The organism is Herbaspirillum sp. alder98 (assembly GCF_020179755.1).
Lineage (GTDB): Bacteria > Pseudomonadota > Gammaproteobacteria > Burkholderiales > Burkholderiaceae_D > Herbaspirillum.
This window is the reverse complement of sequence record NZ_JAIUCY010000001.1, coordinates 494,674-512,326: the sequence shown is the minus strand read 5'-3', so window position 1 is coordinate 512,326 and position 17,653 is coordinate 494,674. Positions and strand designations below refer to the sequence as shown.

The following is a 17,653-nucleotide window of genomic DNA, read 5'->3' as shown; positions in this document are numbered from 1 at the left end:
CGATTCTTGCTAGATCACCTTTCATCAACAAGTCTCCTGCGATGTCGCATCAATGAATTCGATGAAACCCTATCTTCCCTCCCTCGACGGCCTCGATCTGCTGGCGTCGGCCGTGATCATCCTCGATGCCGAAGGCGGCATCGTCTATGCCAACGCCGCTGCCGAGAACCTGCTCGAGAGTTCGTTCAAGGTGCTGTCGCAGCAGAAGCTGTCCGAGCTCTTCCTCAATGGCCGCGAACTGTCGGCGCTGTTCTACCAGGCCATCGAACACCAGTTCGCCGACAAGCGGCTCGACCTGGTGCTGGAGCGCGCCAACCGCGAACCGTTGCAGGTGCACACCATCGTCACCCCGCTCGACAGCCCCGACATGCCGGTGCTGCTGGAGCTGCGTGAAAACGTGCAGCAGCTCAAGCTCGATCGCGAAGAGCGCATGTTCGACCAGAGCCAGGCCAACAAGGAGCTGATCCGCAACCTGGCGCATGAAATCAAGAATCCGCTGGGCGGTATTCGCGGTGCGGCGCAATTGCTCGAACTCGAACTGCCCGAACGTCACTTGAAAGAGTTGCGCGAATACACCCAGGTCATCATCAAGGAAGCCGACCGGCTGCAGACGCTGGTCGACCGGCTGCTGGCGCCGCATCGGCATCCGCACATCGTGGGCGACGTCAACATCCACGAAGTGTGCGAGCGGGTGCGCAGCCTGATCGTGGCCGAGTTTCCGCAGGGGCTGTCGATCAAGCGCGACTACGACCTCTCGATTCCCGAATTCCGGGGTGACAAGGAGCAACTGATCCAGGCCCTGCTCAACATCGTGCACAACGCCGCGCAAGCCTTATCAGACCGGATTCGCGCCGGCGATGGCGAGCTGACATTGCGTACCCGGGTATTGCGTCAGGTGACGCTATCCAAGGTGCGATACCGGCTGGCACTAGACTTGCATATCATCGATAACGGACCGGGCATCCCCCCCGACATCCGGGAGCGCATCTTCTATCCGCTGGTCTCAGGCCGCGAAGGAGGCAGCGGTCTCGGGTTGACGCTGGCACAGACTTTCGTGCAACAGCACATGGGCGTGATCGAATGCGAAAGCCGCCCGGGATGTACCGATTTCAGAATACTAATACCGCTGCCGTGAGCAGATGCTTGCCGCAGGCAGCGCGCCAAAACCAGTGTGACGCAAGATCGTCACCGGGGGCTGTCGCTGCGATGAGCGGGTTCATTGCAGCGCCGGAAGCATTATGACCAACGCAGGAAAAAGTTATTTATGAAACCAATCTGGATTGTTGACGACGACGAATCGATACGCTGGGTGCTCGAGAAGGCCCTGGCCCGAGAAAATCTCGCCACGCAGAGTTTTTCCAGCGCACGCGATGCCATGCAGGCCCTGCAGACCGGCACGCCGCAGGTCCTGGTTTCGGATATCCGCATGCCGGGTGCCTCCGGCCTGGAGTTGCTGCAGACCATCAAGGCCAAGCACCCCGGCATTCCGGTCATCATCATCACCGCATTTTCGGACCTCGATTCGGCGGTCTCGGCATTCCAGGGCGGCGCCTTCGAATACCTGGCCAAGCCGTTCGATCTCGACAAGGCCGTCGAGCTGATCCGGCGTGCGCTCGAGGAGAGCCTGCGCGAAACCGACGTCGAGCAGTCGGCGGCACAGACGCCCGAGATACTGGGGCAGGCGCCGGCGATGCAGGATGTGTTCCGCGCCATCGGTCGCCTGTCGCAGTCGAACGTGACGGTGCTGATCACCGGTGAATCCGGCTCCGGCAAGGAACTGGTCGCGCGCGCATTGCACAAGCACAGCCCGCGCGCCAGCCAGCCGTTCGTGGCGCTCAATACTGCCGCCATCCCCAAGGATCTGCTGGAGTCCGAACTGTTCGGCCATGAGCGGGGCGCCTTCACTGGCGCCCAGGCAATGCGCCGTGGCCGCTTCGAGCAGGCTGAAGGCGGCACGCTGTTTCTCGATGAAATCGGCGATATGCCGCTGGATCTGCAGACACGCCTGTTGCGGGTGCTGTCGGACGGTCACTTCTATCGGGTCGGCGGCCACCAGTCGCTCAAGGCCAATGTGCGGGTGATTGCCGCGACCCACCAGAACCTCGAGCACCGGGTGCGCGAAGGCCTGTTCCGGGAAGACTTGTACCACCGCCTCAATGTGATCCGCCTGCGCCTGCCCAGCCTGCGCGAGCGCAGTGAAGATATTCCGATCCTGGCGCGTCATTTCCTGAACCAGAGTGCGCGTCAGTTGGGTGTCGAAGCCAAGCGCCTGTCGCCGCAGGCGATGCAGTTCCTGTCGCAACTGGAGTTTGCCGGCAACGTGCGGCAACTGGAAAACCTGTGCAACTGGATCACCGTGATGGCGCCAGGCCAGACCGTCGAGGTCAAGGACCTGCCGCAGGACCTGGTCGAGGAACGGGTGCACGCGCCAATGCCGGCGCAGACGGTGTCGGCCCCGGCGTCGGCGGCGCAAGTGGCGCATGCGCTCCCTGCGGTCGGCGATGGCGCCGAAGTCAGTCACGCCAGCTGGATCTCGTTGCTGGAAGTCGAAGCGGCGCAGATGCTGTCGCAGGAGCAGCCGGAGGTGATGGATATCCTGGGACGCCAGTTCGAGGCCGCCCTGATCAAGATCGCCCTGAAGCATACGCATGGCCGCAAGAACGATGCGGCGGTGCGCCTGGGGATCGGTCGCAACACCATCACGCGCAAGATCCAGGAACTTGGCATCGGTGGCGCCGAAGACGACTGAGTCGATCGGAAACACTAAAAGAAATGGCCCGGCGCTTTTGGCGCCGGGCCATTTTTACTTGGCGCCCCGGTAGCGGGGCGGGTAGTGACTTGCTGACTTGGCGACTTAGCGCAGGCGCAGTACCACGCGCGCCGACACGCTGGCCAGCAGGCTCAGTGTGGCGCCAAAGATGACGAAGTAACTCACCGACAGCTTGTCGCCGGTGAAGTCGATCAGCCAGGTGATGATCAGGCCGGCGAAGCCGCCGAAGATCGTCACGGCGATGTTATAGGCCAGCGACATGCCGGTGCCACGCGTCTTGACCGGAAAGATATCGGCCAGCAGCGCCGGCATCGAAGCGAAGTAGAACGTCATCAGCACGCCGATGACGGCCTGCAGCATCAGCAGGTGCAGGAAGTCCGGCGAGGCGTTCAGGAACAGGAACATCGGATAGGTCAGCACGATGAACAGCGCGCTGCTGGCGATCATGAAAGGCGTGCGACCGTACTTGTCCGACCAGTGGCCGACCAGGGGCGAACCCAGCGCCATGATGATGCCGGCCACCGACATGGCGGCGAACGACGACCAGGCCGGCAGGCCCAATTGCTTGATGGCATAGGTCGGGATGTACAGCGACAGGTAGACCGACACGGTCGCCATGATCACGCTGCCCGAACCGATCAGCAGGCGCAGCTTCTGGCTGGTGAAGGTGTCGCGCAGCGGCGCATCGGTCTTCTCGCTGGCGTCCTTGAACTCGGGCGACTCATCCAGGTGACGGCGGATATAGATGCCGGCCGGGGCGATCAGCAGGCCGAACACGAACGGCACGCGCCAGCCCCACGAGGCCAGTTGATCGGCCGTCAGCAGGTTGTTGAGCGCGGCGCCGAAGATGGCGGCCAGCAGCAGGCTGATGCCCTGGCTGGCAACCTGCCAGCTCGAGAAGAAGCCGCGACGATGCGGCGCATGCTCGACCAGGAACGCGGTCGAGCTGCCGAATTCGCCACCGGCCGAGAAGCCCTGGATCATCTTGCCCAATGCCATGCCGGCCGGTGCCCACAAACCGATGGTGGCGTAGTTGGGCATGAAGGCGATCAATGCGGTGCCGATGGTCATCAGGATGATCGACATGCTCAGCGCTGCCTTGCGGCCGACGCGGTCGGAATAGGCGCCCAGCACCACCGCGCCCAGCGGACGCATGAAGAACGACACGCCGAAGGTGCCGAAGGTCAGCAGCAGCGACACGGTCTCGTTACCGGTCGGGAAGAACTGTTTGGCGATCACGACGGCGAAGGCGCCATAGATCAGGATGTCGAACCATTCGAGCGCATTGCCGATCGACGATGAAACGATCGCGCGTCTGGCCTGCGGATGGGTTTGTCCGGCCGTGGATGGGGCGGTGGTGGTCATGCTTTCTCCGTTGTTGAATCGCCTGTGGATGATGGGCGCACGCGCTGGTGGGCGTGTTGTTTGATCGTATTGCGCGCCTCGCTGCGACCTCGGCGGTCGAGCGGGCCGCGTCACAGCGGGCGAGGATAGGCGCGGGGTGCATGGCTGTCAAGAATGATAGTCAGCAGATTATCGGAGGGCGAGAACGCTCGCACAATTTCATTTGAACTAAATAATTTCACGATGTCCGCAACCATCGCCAAAGCGTGGTCCGGCTCACGCCAAGATGACGCGCCGCAGCAGCACGGTTGCCACGAAAGCGCTGCAGTACCGCGGCCACTTCGGCCTGGTCCGGCGCCTGCAGCACCACGGGCTCGGACTGCGCCGCATCGCTGGCATCATTAGTTAGTAATTCGGGCGCCAGTTGCACCAGCAAGGCCGGCGTAAGCGCCTGCAGCGGCTCGGCTGCCAGCCACAATGCAACGCGTTCCATCACGTTGCGCAGTTCGCGCACATTGCCCGGCCAGGCATAGCTGCCCAGCAGCGGCGCGCAGCGCGCCAGCTCCGCATGCAGGTTGGCGTGCGCCCGTACGTCCAGCGCCGCCAGCGCCTGCTTGAGACACCATTGCGCCAGCAACGGCAGATCCTGCGTGCGTTCGCGCAGCGGCGGCAGGCGCAGCCGCAGCACCGCCAGCCGGTAATACAGGTCGGCCCGGAAACGTCCTTCGCGCACGCGCGCTTCCAGCTCGCAATGGGTGGCGCTGATGATGCGCACATCGATGGCAATGGCGCGGGTGCCGCCGACCCGCATCACCTGGCGTTCTTCGAGCACCCGCAACAGGCGGGTCTGCAGCGGCAACGGCATCTCGCCGATTTCGTCCAGCAGCAGGGTGCCGCCATTGGCCGCCTCGAACAGGCCGGGACGTCCACCACGGCGGGCGCCGGTGAAGGCGCCTTCTTCATGGCCGAACAATTCGGACTCCAGCAGCGACTCGGCCAGCGCACCGCAGTTGACCGCCACGAAGGGCCGCTGTGGGCGGCCCTGGGTGAGCGGGTGGGCGCGATGTATGGCCTGGGCAGCCAGTTCCTTGCCGCTGCCGGTTTCGCCCTGGATCAATACGCTGGCCGGCGAACGGGCGAACAGCGTGATCGATTGACGCACCGCTTCCATCGCCGCCGAATCGCCCCGCAGGTCGCTCAGATGATGGCGCGCCCGCAGCGATTCGGACACCGGCGCCAGCCGCAGGCGACCCGCTTCCAGCTGCGTCAGTCGCGCCAGTTCCAGCGCGTCTTCGAACGCCTGGCGCACCGTTGCCGACGAGTAGATGAAGACCCCGTGCAGGCCGGCCTCGATCGCCAGGTCGGTGATCAGCCCGGCGCCCACGATCACCTCGATGCCATCATTCTTGAGGTCATTGACCTGCGCCCGCGCATCTTCTTCGGTGGCATAGGTGCGCTGCACGATATCGAGCCCGAACGCCTGCTGGAATTCGGCCAGTGCCGGCATGCCGTCCTGATAAGTCACCAGGGCGATGCGCGACGACAGCTTGCGCGCACGCGCCAGTGCCTGCATGGCATCGAAGCCGCTGGCGCGCACCACGATCACCGGCACCGGCAGGCGACTCTTGAGATAGGCGCCATTGGAGCCGGCCGAAATGATCACATCGCAACGTTCGCTGGCCAGCCGTTCGCGCAGTTGGCGTACCGCATCGTCGAAGCCCAGGTGAATCGGCTCAATGTCGGCGACCTCGTCGAACTCCAGCGTGATGTCTCGCACCAGTTCAGACAGGCGCGAGATCGATACGGTCCAGATCACCGGCTTGTCGCCGGTGGCCGGATTGCGTGGCGAAGAAGAGGGCGGTTTCATCCGGGACATGTTTCGCGTAACGTTTCGAGAAACATAAATGTAACACTTATGAAACACCCTGCGCGCTGATTTTGGTGTGCTAACGCGTGGCGCGAGAGCTTGTCTTGCTATGCCAAGTCATTGATTCATAAAAAGAAAGGGTCATTGATGGGCTCTGGGTCAGGCGCTCCCGCTGTTGATGGCACGACCGTTGCAATACCACCCGCAACATTCACCATTCACTCATCACAAGGCACACCATGGCTATTCATTCACCGGGCGCTGCGTTGCGCCAGGCCGTCAAGGAAGAGTCGCCGCTGCAGATCATCGGCGCCATCAATGCCAACCATGCGCTGCTGGCCAAGCGCGCCGGTTTTCGCGCGATCTACCTGTCCGGCGGCGGTGTCGCCGCCGGCTCGCTGGGCTTGCCCGATCTCGGCATCTCGAACCTGGACGACGTGCTCACCGACGTGCGCCGCATCACCGATGTCTGCGACCTGCCGTTGCTGGTAGATGTCGACACCGGTTTTGGCGCCTCGGCCTTCAACGTAGCGCGCACGGTCAAGTCGATGATCAAGTTCGGCGCCGCCGGCATGCATATCGAAGACCAGGTCGGCGCCAAGCGCTGCGGTCACCGTCCCGGCAAGGAAATCGTCGGCAAGCAAGAGATGGTCGATCGCATCAAGGCCGCCGTCGATGCCCGCACCGACGACAATTTCGTGATCATGGCGCGCACCGATGCGCTCGCCGTCGAAGGCCTGGAGGCCGCCATCGAGCGCGCTGTCGCCTGTGTCGAGGCGGGCGCCGACATGATCTTTCCGGAAGCCATCACCGACCTCAAGATGTACAAGCAGTTTGCCAATGCAGTGAAGGTGCCGATCCTGGCCAACATCACAGAATTCGGATCGACGCCGTTGTTTACCGTGGACGAATTGAAGGGCGCCGATGTCGGGCTGGTGCTGTATCCGTTGTCGGCGTTTCGCGCCATGAACCGTGCTGCCGAGAATGTCTATAACGCGATCCGTCGCGACGGCACGCAGAAGAATGTGGTCGACACCATGCAGACCCGCATGGAGCTCTACGATCGCATCGATTACCACTCGTTCGAGCAAAAGCTCGATGCGCTGTTTGCGCAGCAAAAGAATAAATGAATAATAAATAAGCAGACCAAACCAATCAGGAGAACCGCATGAGCGAATCAGCACCAGGCACTTTCAAGCCCAAGAAATCGGTCGCCCTGTCGGGCGTGACGGCCGGCAACACGGCCCTCTGTACCGTCGGCAAGACCGGCAATGACCTGCACTATCGCGGCTACGACATCCTGGATGTCGCCGACACCTGCGAATTCGAAGAGATTGCGCACCTGCTGGTGCATGGCAAGTTGCCCACTGCGCCCGAGCTGAGCGCCTACAAGGCCAAGCTGAAGTCGCTGCGCGGCTTGCCGGCCAACGTCAAGGCCGCGCTCGAATGGTTGCCGGCCGCGTCGCATCCGATGGATGTGATGCGTACCGGCGTCTCGGCGCTGGGCTGCGTGCTGCCCGAGAAGGACGACCACAACACCCCGGGCGCACGCGACATCGCCGATCGCCTGATGGCGTCGCTGGGATCGATGTTGCTGTATTGGTATCACTACAGCACCAATGGCCGGCGCATCGAAGTCGAAACCGATGATGAATCGATTGGCGCGCACTTCCTGCATCTGCTGCATGGGCAAGCGCCCAGCGAGCAATGGGAAAAGGCCATGCACACTTCGCTGATCCTGTACGCCGAGCACGAATTCAACGCCTCCACCTTCACCGGCCGGGTCATCGCCGGTACGGGTTCCGACATGTATTCGGCCATCACCGGTGCCATCGGCGCCCTGCGTGGCCCCAAGCATGGCGGTGCCAATGAGGTAGCGTTCGAGATCCAGAAGCGCTACGACAACCCGGATGAGGCCGAAGCCGATATCCGTCGTCGGGTCGAGAACAAGGAAGTGGTGATCGGTTTCGGTCACCCGGTCTATACCATCTCGGACCCGCGCAACAAGGTGATCAAGGAAGTCGCCCGCAAGCTGTCCAAAGAGGCCGGATCGACCCGCATGTTCGACATCGCCGAACGCCTCGAGACGGTGATGTGGGATGCCAAGAAGATGTTCCCCAACCTCGACTGGTTCTCGGCCGTGTCGTATCACATGATGGGGGTGCCGACCGCGATGTTTACGCCGCTGTTCGTCATTGCCCGCACCTCGGGCTGGGCCGCGCATATCATCGAGCAGCGCATCGACAACAAGATCATCCGGCCGTCGGCCAACTATGTCGGCCCGGAAGACCTGAAGTTCGTGCCGATCGGTAAGCGCAAGTAACGCCGACGGGGCGGGGCAGGGAGCATTCGTTTTTTGTAACAAGCGGTAGCGGCTATCTCGCAGATTGCAATAAATTGTTAATATGCGGTCCAGCAGTTTTTGGCCATCAGGCCTCGCAAGATTACTGGACTTTACGATGACCGCAATGAATGCCCTTTGCATCCGCCCCCGTTCCTTCTTCGGCTGTGCTGGCTTGGCCTTGCTGCTGGCCGGTTGCGCCGGACAGGAAAAAATCCCGGTCACCGAGACCAAGCCCGTGCTGCCGCAGATCATCCAGGCGCCAGCTGCCACCCAGCCGACCTGGGCGACCCAGCTCAAGACCGGCAGCTTCTCCTGCGAAGCCGGCAACAAGGTCGAGCTGAAGATGGAAGGGCGGGTGACCGACGGCGTCACGCTGGTCTGGAAAGGCCGTTCCTACACGATGACCCCGGTCAGCACTTCGACCGGTGCAGTACGCCTGGAAAATAGCGGCGAAGGCTTGACCTGGATCCAGATCCCGTCCAAGTCGATGCTGCTCAATTCGAAGATCGGCCAGCAACTGGCCAACGACTGCAAGACCCGCTAGGCCCGTCCTGCCTCCCATGCCCGCGTGCCCGCATGCCTGGATGGCATGCGGCGCTGCTCGCGTCTGCTGATCTGCGTGTCTACCGGTTGCTGGCGGGTTCCGATTCAGCTGCACGTAAGCTGGCAGTGCCACATTGCATCACAAGGCGCACAGACGCCGTGGCGATTCGCGACATGAGGAGACAGCATGCAATACGAACAATACTATCGGCGCTCGATCGAGCAGCCCGAGCAGTTCTGGGCCGAACAGGCGCGGCGCATCCATTGGGATAAACCCTTCGAACGTACCCTCGACGACAGCAACCCGCCGTTTGCGCGCTGGTTCCTCGGCGGCACCACCAACCTTTGCCATAACGCGGTCGACCGCCATCTGCCACAACGGGCGGAGCAAGCGGCGCTGATCGCCATCTCGACCGAGACCGGTCACGAACGCGTCTACACCTTCGCCGAACTGCACCAGGAAGTCATGACCATGGCGGCCAGCATGCAGGCGCTGGGCGTGGTGCGCGGTGACCGGGTGTTGATCTACATGCCGATGATTGCAGAGGCGGTGTTTGCCATGCTCGCCTGTGCCCGGCTGGGCGCGGTGCATTCGGTGGTGTTTGGCGGGTTTGCGTCGACCAGCCTGGCCTCGCGTATCGATGACGCCCAGCCGCGCCTGATCGTGTCGGCCGATGCCGGTTCGCGCGGTGGCAAGGTGGTGCCGTACAAGGGCTTGCTGGACCAGGCGATCGGCTTGGCGCAGCACAAGCCGCAGCATGTATTGCTGGTCGATCGCGGCCTGGCGCCGATGGCCCGCGAGCCGGGGCGCGATGTCGACTATGCAATGCTGCGCACGCAATATCGCGACGCCTCGGTGCCGGTGGCCTGGCTCGAATCCAACGACACCAGCTATATCCTCTATACCTCCGGCACCACCGGCAAGCCCAAGGGCGTGCAGCGTGACGTCGGCGGTTATGCGGTGGCGCTGGCGGCATCGATGGAGACCATCTTCTGCGGCCATCCCGGCGAGACTTATTTCTGCACCTCCGATATCGGCTGGGTGGTCGGTCATTCCTATATCGTCTACGGGCCATTGATCCAGGGCATGGCCACCGTGTTATACGAGGGCTTGCCGATCCGGCCCGATGCCGGCATCTGGTGGAGCATCGTCGAGAAGTATCGCGTCACACGCATGTTCTCGGCGCCCACCGCCATCCGCGTGCTCAAGAAGCAGCCGCCGGAATGCATGCATCGGCATGACCTGTCATCGTTGAAGGCGCTCTACCTGGCGGGAGAGCCGCTGGACGAGACCACCTCTAACTGGATTGCCACCGAGCTGGGCGTGCCGGTGATCGACAACTACTGGCAAACCGAGAGCGGCTGGCCCATCATCTCCATCGCCCGCGGCGTGGACGACAAGCCGACGCGGCTGGGCAGTCCCGGCGTGCCGATGCCCGGCTACCGCGTGGCGATTCTCGACGAACACAGCGGCGAGCCGCTGGGCGCCAACCAGAAAGGCGTGGTCGCCATCGAAGGGCCGTTGCCGCCGGGTTGCATGCAGACCGTCTACCGCGACGACCAGCGCTTCGTCGATACATATTGGGCCAGCCTGCCGCGCCAGGTGTATTCCACCTTCGACTGGGGCATTCGGGATGAAGACGGTTATTACTTCATCCTCGGACGCACCGACGACGTCATCAACGTGGCCGGCCATCGGCTCGGCACGCGTGAAATCGAAGAGAGCATCTCGAGTCACCCCAATGTGTCGGAGGTCGCGGTAGTTGGCGTAGAGGACAAGATCAAGGGCCAGGTGGCGTTTGCCTTCGTCATCGCCAAGGACCCGCAGTCCACCGCCACGCCACCATCCCGGCAAGCGCTGGAGGCCGAGATAGCGGCTACCGTAGATCGCCAGATCGGTGCGCTGGGGCGGCCGGCACGCGTGCTGTTTGTCAACGCGCTGCCCAAGACGCGCTCGGGCAAGCTGCTGCGACGCGCGATCCAGGCCCTGTGCGAGGGGCGCGACAGCGGCGACCTGCCGACCATCGAAGATCCGGCGGCGCTGGAACAGGTGCGGGAGGCATTGAGCCGGTGAGACGGCGACGGCGCGATTTGGTTACACTGCTGTCTTCGTCACAGCACGTTCAATCAAAACCGCCATGTCCGAATCAATCCGTGCGGCGCAGGCCGCCGACGCCGCCGCCATTTGTGCCATCTATAACCATTACGTCGAAACCACCGCCATCAGTTTCGAGACCGAGACGGTCGCCGTCGACACCATGAATGCGCGCATTGCCGAAGTGCAATCGCAATTTCCGTGGTTGGTCTATGAAGAAGAGGGCGTGGTGCTGGGCTATGCCTACGCCAGCAAATGGAAGCCGCGCGCGGCGTATGCGAGTTCGGTGGAAAGCTCGGTCTATCTGCACCGCGATGCCGGCGGACGCGGCATCGGCAAGAAGCTCTACCAGCGCCTGTTCGCGCAACTCAAGGCGCAGGGCGTGCACCTGGTGATTGGCGGTATCGCCTTGCCCAATGCGGCCAGCGTCGGGCTGCATGAAAGCGTAGGCTTCATCAAGTGCGCCCATTTCAGTGAAGTCGGCCGCAAGTTCGACCGCTGGGTCGACGTCGGCTATTGGCAGCTCAACCTGGAGCAGGTGACCTCATGAGATCGACCCGTGCCGCCACTGCGGTGGAGCGCCTCAACCGGCGCGCCGAGACCCAGCAATACTCGATGTTGAAACTGTCCGATGAGCGTCTGCAGCTGATCCAGCGGGTCGCCGGCAAACCGATGGAAAAGATCGGCCAGGCGTTGGAGCTGGACGAATTTGTCGCCTTCGTCAATGCCTACGGCCCCCAGACGCCCCGTCGCGTCAGCAAGCTCGATGTGCAGTTCGAGAAGAACATGCGCAACAAGAAAACCGACGCCGCAGAATAAGTTAGTCGGCCAGCGTCGCGATCACCGGCGCGTGGTCGGACGGCTGTTCCCACTTGCGGGGCACCTTGTCGATCACGCAGGCCGTGCAACGCGGCGTCAGTTCGGGCGACAGCAGGATATGGTCGATGCGCAGGCCGCGATTGAGGCGAAAGCCCATCTGGCGATAATCCCACCAGCTGTACAGTTTTTCAGGTTGCTCGAACAGTCGGAACGAATCGGTCAAGCCCATCGCCTGCAGGTTGCGAAACGCCTGGCGTTCCGGTTCCGACACCAGCACGCCACCGGCCCAGGCGGCCGGATCGTGTACATCGCGGTCTTCCGGCGCGATGTTGTAGTCGCCCAGCAAGGCCAGGCGCGGATGCGCTGCCATCTCCTGTTGCAGCCATTGCTGCAGCGCCGCCAGCCAGCTCAGCTTGTAGGGATATTTCTCGGACTCCAGCGACTGCCCGTTGGGAATGTAGGCGCAGATATAACGCACGCCCTCGATGGTGGCGGCGATGATGCGCTGCTGCTCATCCGGAAACAGCGGGTTGTTCTTGACCACGTCGGTCATCGGATGGCGCGACAGGATCGCCACGCCGTTATAGGTCTTCTGGCCACTGAATTCGACCAGGTAACCGGCAGCGGCGATCTCGGCGGCCGGAAACTTGTCGTCGGTCAACTTGGTTTCCTGCAGACACAGCACGTCGACCGGATTTTCTTCCAGCCATTTCAATACCTGCGGCAGGCGGACTTTAAGGGAGTTGACGTTCCAGGTGACGATTTTCATGAGCGAAGAGGCCGGTAATGCGCGCAAGCGCGAAAGGCCGCCATCTTACCGTATTGTTTGCGCAATCTTCGCGCCGGACGATGGCCTGGCCGAGGTGGCCATCGACGCCCATGCGACAGCATTGGGGCTGTCGACGGCGTTCGTAGTGAGGGCGGATAAGGTGCGGCTTACTTGAAGTGGTAGCTGACCGCCACCAGTCCCATGTCTTCGATCTTGTGGTTGACCAGCGGGCTGTCCGAGGCTGCGCTGCCCAGCCACTTGCGACGCCAGGTCAGGTTGAGGCGCCAGTTGTCGGCCAGTGCCACGTCGGCCGAGAGACCCAGGATCGGGTTGGTCGAAGCGCCGGCGCGATACTGGCGAAAGCCGCTGGCAGCCGATTCGTTGGTGCTGACGCCCAGAAAATAGTTGTTGTAGCGGGCGCTGCGACGCTCCACGCCAAGCTGCGGATACACGTTGAACGGGCCGGACTCGAATTGGGCGGCATAGATCGCTTCGAACAGCGAGCCGTGCGAGGCATTGACGTCATAGAAGGCGTTCAGGAAAAAAGCCCCGTAGCGGGTTTCCTGATAGGTGCCGATGCCCAGCGGGACCGGGTTGGAGCGGCGTTGCAGGCCGCGCTCGGCATCGAAGCCGTCGAAGCTGGCGCGCGCGGCGAATTCGAGATAGCCGGCGCCGATGCGCGCGGCCTTGACGCCAAAGGTATCGAGTCGCGCGAAGAAACGTCCATAGTCGAAATAGGCGTAGGGCAAGACCTTGTTCTGGTCGCTCTTGCCCAGCACGTTGCGTTCGAGGTGAAACACGCCCGCCCCCAGATCGCCGACGATCCGGTCCTGCAAGGCAAGGCTGTCGGTGGTGGCCGGAGCGGCTTGCTGGGCCATGGCCGAGGTGGCGCACAGCAGGGAAAGGGCGAGGGTGATGGCGGTTTTCATGATCGGGTGGTGTGGGTCGTCGACGGCAGCCACAGGGTGTGCCTGCCACAGCGCGTTATTGTAGCCAGATGGAACGAATGTTTCAGGGTTTGTTGCGCAAGCGCTTCGCCAACGCATTGCGGGGACCTCGATCTGATCGAGGTCCCCGCAAGCTGGCACTAGCTAAGACTCGGTGACGTCTTCGCTCAAGCAGCCATCATCGATGGCGATTGCATGGCTGCCTTGCCGCCATCGCGACGACGACGCAGCGCGCCGAAGCCGACCAGCGCCAGGCCGCCCAGCATCATTGCGGTGGTCGAAGCCTCAGGCACGGCTGCAATGCTGATGTTGCCACCGAAGCTGCCGCCGGCCGAGCCGGTGACCGAGCCGTTGACCGCCAGCGTGTACAGGCCCGATGCCAGGTTCGACGCGTTCAGGGTAAAGAACTGCACCGAATCAACCACGGTCTTGGTACCGGCATAGCTTTGGCCGTTACCGGACAGCGTGAAGCTGTCGATGTTCAACGCCGACAGGTTGTTGAGCGCGATCGAAATCACGGCCGACGATACCGAGAACGGGTTGGAGTAGTTGAAGGTGAAGCTTTCGGTGAAGGTCTGGCCGGTGGTGCCCGCGCCAAATGCTGCGCCGAAGTCGGACGTGGAGCCATTGAAGGTCAACGCGCTGGTCTCGTTGATTTGCGCAGCGTGGGCAGACGCGCCAACACCGACCAGGGAAGCCGCCAGGAACAGGCCGCCAACTAATTTTTTCATCACACACCTCTTTCTTTGTATTGATTAATGAGATTGCATACGGGGGCAGGGGTCCGGGGATTGAATTGTTATGGCCGGAATTTCGCACCCAGGTTTTATTTGTCTTGTCGACTTTGTTATATCGGGGACGGACAGAGATTAGCTGCGCTGCAACCAAATCTCAATACGATTTTGCAAAATCAGTGTTTGTCCTGTGGCCGTGTAAGAAAAGAGGAAGCGGCCACTGGCGTGCATTTCCAGTCGATGAGAGGGGGTATTTCCAGGGCGCAATGCGTCGAGGTTGATCTAATGCTGCACGGCATTAAATGGTGTCTCGGAATACTATAAGAGTTAGTTTTTCTTGGTTGGATAATTCGCGAGTCAAATACTCGCAAAACCTGATTTTCATGAAAAATGGCCCGCCGGGTGGCGGGCCATTCATGTTGTCGCCGGGCCTTTTCAGGTCGGCTTAGCCGGCATGCAATGCGGGGTAATCGGTATAGCCCTGGGCGCCGCCGCCGTAGAGCGTATCGGGGTTGAAATTGGCGAGTTCGGCGCCTTGCTGCAGCCGCTCCACCAGGTCCGGATTGGCAATCCATGGCCGGCCGAAGGCGACGATGTCGGCCAGGTTGCCGCTGCGCGCCTTGGCCGCCAGTTCCAGGTCGTAGCCGTTGTTGGCGATGTAGATACCCTTGAACAGGTTGCGCAGCACTTGCAGGTCGAAGCCGCCGGCCACATTGCGCGGACCACCGGTGGCGCCTTCCACCACGTGCAGGTAGACCAGCTTGTAGCGGTTCAGTTGTTCGACCACATACGAGAACAGCGCTTCAGGGTTGCTGTCGGCGATATCGTTGGCCGGGCTGGTGGGCGAGAGGCGAATGCCCACGCGTTCGCTGGGGATCACCGACGTGACGGCCTGCACCACTTCCAGCAGCAGGCGTGCCCGGTTCTCGATGCTGCCGCCGTAGGCGTCGGTGCGCTGGTTGGTCTTGTCGCGCAGGAACTGGTCGAGCAGGTAGCCGTTGGCGGCGTGGATCTCGACGCCATCGAAACCTGCCTTGATTGCCAGTTGCGCGGCCGTCTTGTATTGCTCGACGATGCCGGGCAACTCCGACAGTTCGAGGGCGCGCGGCGTCACGAAGGGCTTGAAGCCGGTTTCGGTGAATGCGTTGCCTTCGGGCTTGACGGCCGACGGGGCGACCGGCAAGGCGCCCTCGGGTTGCAGCTCTGGGTGCGAGATGCGGCCGACGTGCCACAACTGCAGGAAAATGCGGCTGCCCTTGGCGTGCACCGCATCGGTCACTTTCTTCCATCCGGCGACCTGGGCATCGTTATAGATGCCGGGGGTGAAGGCATAGCCCTTGCCCTGTGGCGAAATCTGCGTGGCCTCGGCCACGATCAGGCCCGCGCCGGAGCGCTGGGCGTAATACTCGGCGGCAAGCTCGCTGGGCACGTCGCCGGCTTGCGCGCGGCTGCGGGTGAGGGGCGCCATGGCAATGCGGTTCTTGAGCTGGATGGCACCGATCTGTACGGGCTTGAAGAGGTCGCTGGTCTGGCTGGCGTTGGTCATGTAGATCCTTTCTTGGGGTAGAAGTGGAAATAGCGGGCCGCTGCGGCATCATTCCCGTGGCGCCGGGCGGGACCATTCTTGTTAGCGTTAGAAAATAAGGTGTAGATAAAACCCGACTAGCTTAGTCGAGAATTATTTTTCGCGCTGGAGCCCGGTTCGGACCGGCAGCGGCAAGTGAAGTTTCCCGTTGCTTGCCACAACGAAAAAAGGCCACCGCATGGCGGTGGCCCTTCGACAGCAAAACTGCAGCAATGCAATGAATCAGGCCTTGGCCTTCGCGCTTGCCTGGCCCAGCAGCCAATTGGTCAGCAGTGGCACCGGACGCCCGGTGGCGCCCTTGGCCGCGCCGCTCTTCCAGGCCGTGCCGGCGATATCCAGGTGGGCCCAGGTGTACTTGCGCGTGAAACGCTCCAGGAAACAGGCGGCGGTGACGCTGCCGGCTGGCTGGCCGCCGATATTGGCGATATCGGCGAAGTTGGACTTGAGCTGTTCCTGATAGATGTCCTGGATCGGCATGCGCCATGCCGTGTCGCCGGTGCTGCGGCCAGCGGCCAGCAGTTCGTTGGCGAGCTGGTCGTGGGCGGCATCTTCGCGGGTGAACAGGCCCGTGTTGTGGTGGCCCAGTGCGACGATGCAGGCGCCGGTCAGGGTGGCGATATCCACCACTGCGGCCGGCTTGAAGCGCTCGACGTAGGTCAGGGCGTCGCACAGGATCAGGCGGCCTTCGGCGTCGGTGTTGAGCACCTCGATGGTCTGGCCGGACATCGACGTGACGACGTCGCCGGGCTTGGTGGCGCTGCCCGATGGCATGTTCTCGCAAGTCGGGATGACGCCGATGACGTTCAGTTTCAGGCCCAGTTCGGCGATGGTGCGGAAAGTGCCTAGCACCGAAGCCGCGCCGCACATGTCGTACTTCATCTCGTCCATGTTCAGGCCCGGCTTGAGCGAGATACCGCCGGTGTCGAACGTGATGCCCTTGCCGACCAGCACCACCGGCGCGTCCTTGCTGCGACCGCCCAGATGCTTGAGCACGATGAACTTGGGCGGCTCGTCGCTGCCGTTGGTGACCGACAGGAAGCTGCCCATCTTGAGCGCTTCGAGTTGCTTGCGCTCCAGCACCTCGATGCCCAGCTTGAAGTCCTTGGCCAGCTTCTTGGCGGTATTGGCCAGGTAGGTCGGGGTGCAGAAGTTGCCGGGCAGGTTGCCCAGGTCCTTGGTCAGCGCCATGCCGTTGGCCAGCGCCACCGCTTCGGTCAGCGCAGTCTTGGCGGCCGTGGCTTCGGCGGCCGATGTCAGGAAGGTAATTTTCTTGACGCCGGTGGGCGCCGGGTCTTTCTTGCTCTTGAGCACATCGGCGCGATACACCGAGTCACGCCCGGCCAGCACCACATTGCGGATCGCCCAGGCCAGGTCGCGGCCCTTGACCTGGTCCAGCGGCAGCAGCAGGGCGGCGTCGTCGCAGCCCAGCGTGGCCAGCGCGCGCACCAGGCCCTGGGCGGCGGCGGCGAAACTCTTGTCGGACAGCTCGTCCTGCGGGCCCAGACCCAGCAGCACGACGCGTTCGGCGGCGACGCCGGTGAGCCCGCGCAGCAGCAGGGTGCTGCCGGCCTTGCCGGAGATATCGCCCGACTTCAGGGCGGCGCTGATGGCGCCCAGCTTGTCGAGCGCGCTGGCGGCGGCCCCCAGTTTGCGGTTTTCGTGGATGCCGACGACCAGTGCGCCAGTCTTGACGGCGGTTACAGCGGTTTTTGCGTCTAATGTTTTTGTGCTAAAGTCCATCGCTCGTCCTTAGTTTGAATTACCCGACGATTATAGAACTCATTTCATCAATCAGCGTGACATGCGTTCTGCTCACCCGAGCGCCGTCGGCGGCAG

Annotated in this window: 16 protein-coding genes; 9 read left to right on the top strand and 7 right to left on the bottom strand. The window is 62.5% G+C overall.

What is annotated here, in order from left to right; all coding sequences use genetic code 11:
- The first annotated feature begins 61 nt into the window (after nt 1-61).
- Both glnL and ntrC read left to right on the top strand, forming a co-directional pair.
- Nucleotides 62-1,135: a nitrogen regulation protein NR(II) gene (gene glnL, locus LBW87_RS02440; protein WP_225199831.1), complete on the top strand. Its 1,074-nt coding sequence runs from the start codon at nt 62-64 to the stop codon at nt 1,133-1,135.
- Between the two features lie 129 nt (nt 1,136-1,264).
- On the top strand, nt 1,265-2,749 hold the full coding sequence (gene ntrC / locus LBW87_RS02435) for a nitrogen regulation protein NR(I) (protein WP_225199830.1): 1,485 nt from the start codon (nt 1,265-1,267) through the stop codon (nt 2,747-2,749).
- Nucleotides 2,750-2,854: 105 nt separating this feature from the next.
- Here the strand turns inward: ntrC and LBW87_RS02430 are convergent, their stop codons facing one another.
- Together LBW87_RS02430 and prpR are read right to left on the bottom strand one after the other, a co-directional pair.
- Nucleotides 2,855-4,135: an MFS transporter gene (locus LBW87_RS02430; RefSeq protein WP_225199829.1), complete on the bottom strand. Its 1,281-nt coding sequence runs from the start codon at nt 4,133-4,135 to the stop codon at nt 2,855-2,857.
- Nucleotides 4,136-4,352: 217 nt separating this feature from the next.
- Nucleotides 4,353-5,981 (bottom strand): propionate catabolism operon regulatory protein PrpR, encoded by a 1,629-nt coding sequence (gene prpR, locus LBW87_RS02425; protein ID WP_225200330.1) that lies wholly within the window; start codon nt 5,979-5,981, stop codon nt 4,353-4,355.
- A gap of 239 nt (nt 5,982-6,220) precedes the next feature.
- Between prpR and prpB the strand changes: the two genes are divergently transcribed.
- The 6 genes from prpB (at nt 6,221) to LBW87_RS02395 (ending at nt 11,782) form a co-directional block, all read left to right on the top strand.
- A complete protein-coding gene (gene prpB / locus LBW87_RS02420; protein ID WP_225199828.1) occupies nt 6,221-7,111 on the top strand; it encodes a methylisocitrate lyase in 891 nt (296 codons plus the stop codon).
- A gap of 38 nt (nt 7,112-7,149) precedes the next feature.
- A complete protein-coding gene (prpC, locus tag LBW87_RS02415) occupies nt 7,150-8,304 on the top strand; it encodes a 2-methylcitrate synthase (protein WP_225199827.1) in 1,155 nt (384 codons plus the stop codon).
- A gap of 136 nt (nt 8,305-8,440) precedes the next feature.
- On the top strand, nt 8,441-8,869 hold the full coding sequence (locus LBW87_RS02410) for a hypothetical protein (RefSeq protein ID WP_225199826.1): 429 nt from the start codon (nt 8,441-8,443) through the stop codon (nt 8,867-8,869).
- A 186-nt stretch (nt 8,870-9,055) separates the two neighbouring features.
- On the top strand, nt 9,056-10,942 hold the full coding sequence (locus LBW87_RS02405; RefSeq protein WP_225199825.1) for a propionate--CoA ligase: 1,887 nt from the start codon (nt 9,056-9,058) through the stop codon (nt 10,940-10,942).
- A gap of 64 nt (nt 10,943-11,006) precedes the next feature.
- Nucleotides 11,007-11,513: an arsinothricin resistance N-acetyltransferase ArsN1 family B gene (locus LBW87_RS02400; RefSeq protein WP_225199824.1), complete on the top strand. Its 507-nt coding sequence runs from the start codon at nt 11,007-11,009 to the stop codon at nt 11,511-11,513.
- Nucleotides 11,510-11,782, top strand: coding sequence for a hypothetical protein (locus LBW87_RS02395; protein WP_225199823.1), 273 nt, complete (start codon nt 11,510-11,512; stop codon nt 11,780-11,782). The genes LBW87_RS02400 and LBW87_RS02395 overlap by 4 nt, the downstream gene beginning before the upstream one ends.
- A 1-nt stretch (nt 11,783) precedes the next feature.
- On the opposite strand, the gene xth is transcribed toward LBW87_RS02395, so the two are convergent.
- Complete coding sequence (gene xth / locus LBW87_RS02390; protein WP_225199822.1) at nt 11,784-12,551, bottom strand: exodeoxyribonuclease III; 768 nt, start codon at nt 12,549-12,551, stop codon at nt 11,784-11,786.
- On the opposite strand from xth, the gene LBW87_RS02385 reads away from it, so the two are divergent.
- On the top strand, nt 12,550-12,726 hold the full coding sequence (locus LBW87_RS02385; protein ID WP_225199821.1) for a hypothetical protein: 177 nt from the start codon (nt 12,550-12,552) through the stop codon (nt 12,724-12,726). The genes xth and LBW87_RS02385 overlap by 2 nt on opposite strands.
- On the opposite strand, the gene LBW87_RS02380 is transcribed toward LBW87_RS02385, so the two are convergent.
- From LBW87_RS02380 to LBW87_RS02365, 4 genes are all read right to left on the bottom strand, one after another.
- Entirely contained in the window at nt 12,719-13,480 is a 762-nt protein-coding gene (locus LBW87_RS02380; RefSeq protein WP_225199820.1) for a MipA/OmpV family protein, read from the bottom strand. The two genes, LBW87_RS02385 and LBW87_RS02380, sit on opposite strands and share 8 nt — an antisense overlap.
- Before the next feature lie 185 nt (nt 13,481-13,665).
- Nucleotides 13,666-14,229, bottom strand: coding sequence for an FxDxF family PEP-CTERM protein (locus LBW87_RS02375; RefSeq protein WP_225199819.1), 564 nt, complete (start codon nt 14,227-14,229; stop codon nt 13,666-13,668).
- A gap of 448 nt (nt 14,230-14,677) precedes the next feature.
- Nucleotides 14,678-15,778 carry an alkene reductase gene (locus LBW87_RS02370; RefSeq protein ID WP_225199818.1) on the bottom strand — a complete coding sequence of 367 codons (1,101 nt, stop codon included), beginning with the start codon at nt 15,776-15,778 and terminating at the stop codon, nt 14,678-14,680.
- Nucleotides 15,779-16,039: 261 nt separating this feature from the next.
- Nucleotides 16,040-17,557, bottom strand: a complete 1,518-nt coding sequence (locus LBW87_RS02365) for a leucyl aminopeptidase (protein WP_225199817.1) — start codon at nt 17,555-17,557, stop codon at nt 16,040-16,042.
- Nucleotides 17,558-17,653 lie beyond the last annotated feature (96 nt).

Excerpts from the sequence above, each read along its gene's own strand:
- ntrC (WP_225199830.1), top strand. The coding sequence starts at position 1,265 with ATGAAACCAATCTGGATTGTTGACGACGACGAATCGATACGCTGGGTG.
- LBW87_RS02395 (WP_225199823.1), top strand. The coding sequence starts at position 11,510 with ATGAGATCGACCCGTGCCGCCACTGCGGTGGAGCGCCTCAACCGGCGC.
- LBW87_RS02385 (WP_225199821.1), top strand. The coding sequence starts at position 12,550 with ATGAGCGAAGAGGCCGGTAATGCGCGCAAGCGCGAAAGGCCGCCATCT.
- LBW87_RS02370 (WP_225199818.1), bottom strand. The coding sequence starts at position 15,778 with ATGACCAACGCCAGCCAGACCAGCGACCTCTTCAAGCCCGTACAGATC.
- LBW87_RS02410 (WP_225199826.1), top strand. The coding sequence starts at position 8,441 with ATGACCGCAATGAATGCCCTTTGCATCCGCCCCCGTTCCTTCTTCGGC.
- LBW87_RS02430 (WP_225199829.1), bottom strand. The coding sequence starts at position 4,135 with ATGACCACCACCGCCCCATCCACGGCCGGACAAACCCATCCGCAGGCC.
- LBW87_RS02365 (WP_225199817.1), bottom strand. The coding sequence starts at position 17,557 with ATGGACTTTAGCACAAAAACATTAGACGCAAAAACCGCTGTAACCGCC.
- LBW87_RS02405 (WP_225199825.1), top strand. The coding sequence starts at position 9,056 with ATGCAATACGAACAATACTATCGGCGCTCGATCGAGCAGCCCGAGCAG.
- glnL (WP_225199831.1), top strand. The coding sequence starts at position 62 with ATGAAACCCTATCTTCCCTCCCTCGACGGCCTCGATCTGCTGGCGTCG.
- LBW87_RS02400 (WP_225199824.1), top strand. The coding sequence starts at position 11,007 with ATGTCCGAATCAATCCGTGCGGCGCAGGCCGCCGACGCCGCCGCCATT.
- xth (WP_225199822.1), bottom strand. The coding sequence starts at position 12,551 with ATGAAAATCGTCACCTGGAACGTCAACTCCCTTAAAGTCCGCCTGCCG.
- LBW87_RS02380 (WP_225199820.1), bottom strand. The coding sequence starts at position 13,480 with ATGAAAACCGCCATCACCCTCGCCCTTTCCCTGCTGTGCGCCACCTCG.
- LBW87_RS02375 (WP_225199819.1), bottom strand. The coding sequence starts at position 14,229 with ATGAAAAAATTAGTTGGCGGCCTGTTCCTGGCGGCTTCCCTGGTCGGT.
- prpR (WP_225200330.1), bottom strand. The coding sequence starts at position 5,981 with ATGAAACCGCCCTCTTCTTCGCCACGCAATCCGGCCACCGGCGACAAG.
- prpC (WP_225199827.1), top strand. The coding sequence starts at position 7,150 with ATGAGCGAATCAGCACCAGGCACTTTCAAGCCCAAGAAATCGGTCGCC.
- prpB (WP_225199828.1), top strand. The coding sequence starts at position 6,221 with ATGGCTATTCATTCACCGGGCGCTGCGTTGCGCCAGGCCGTCAAGGAA.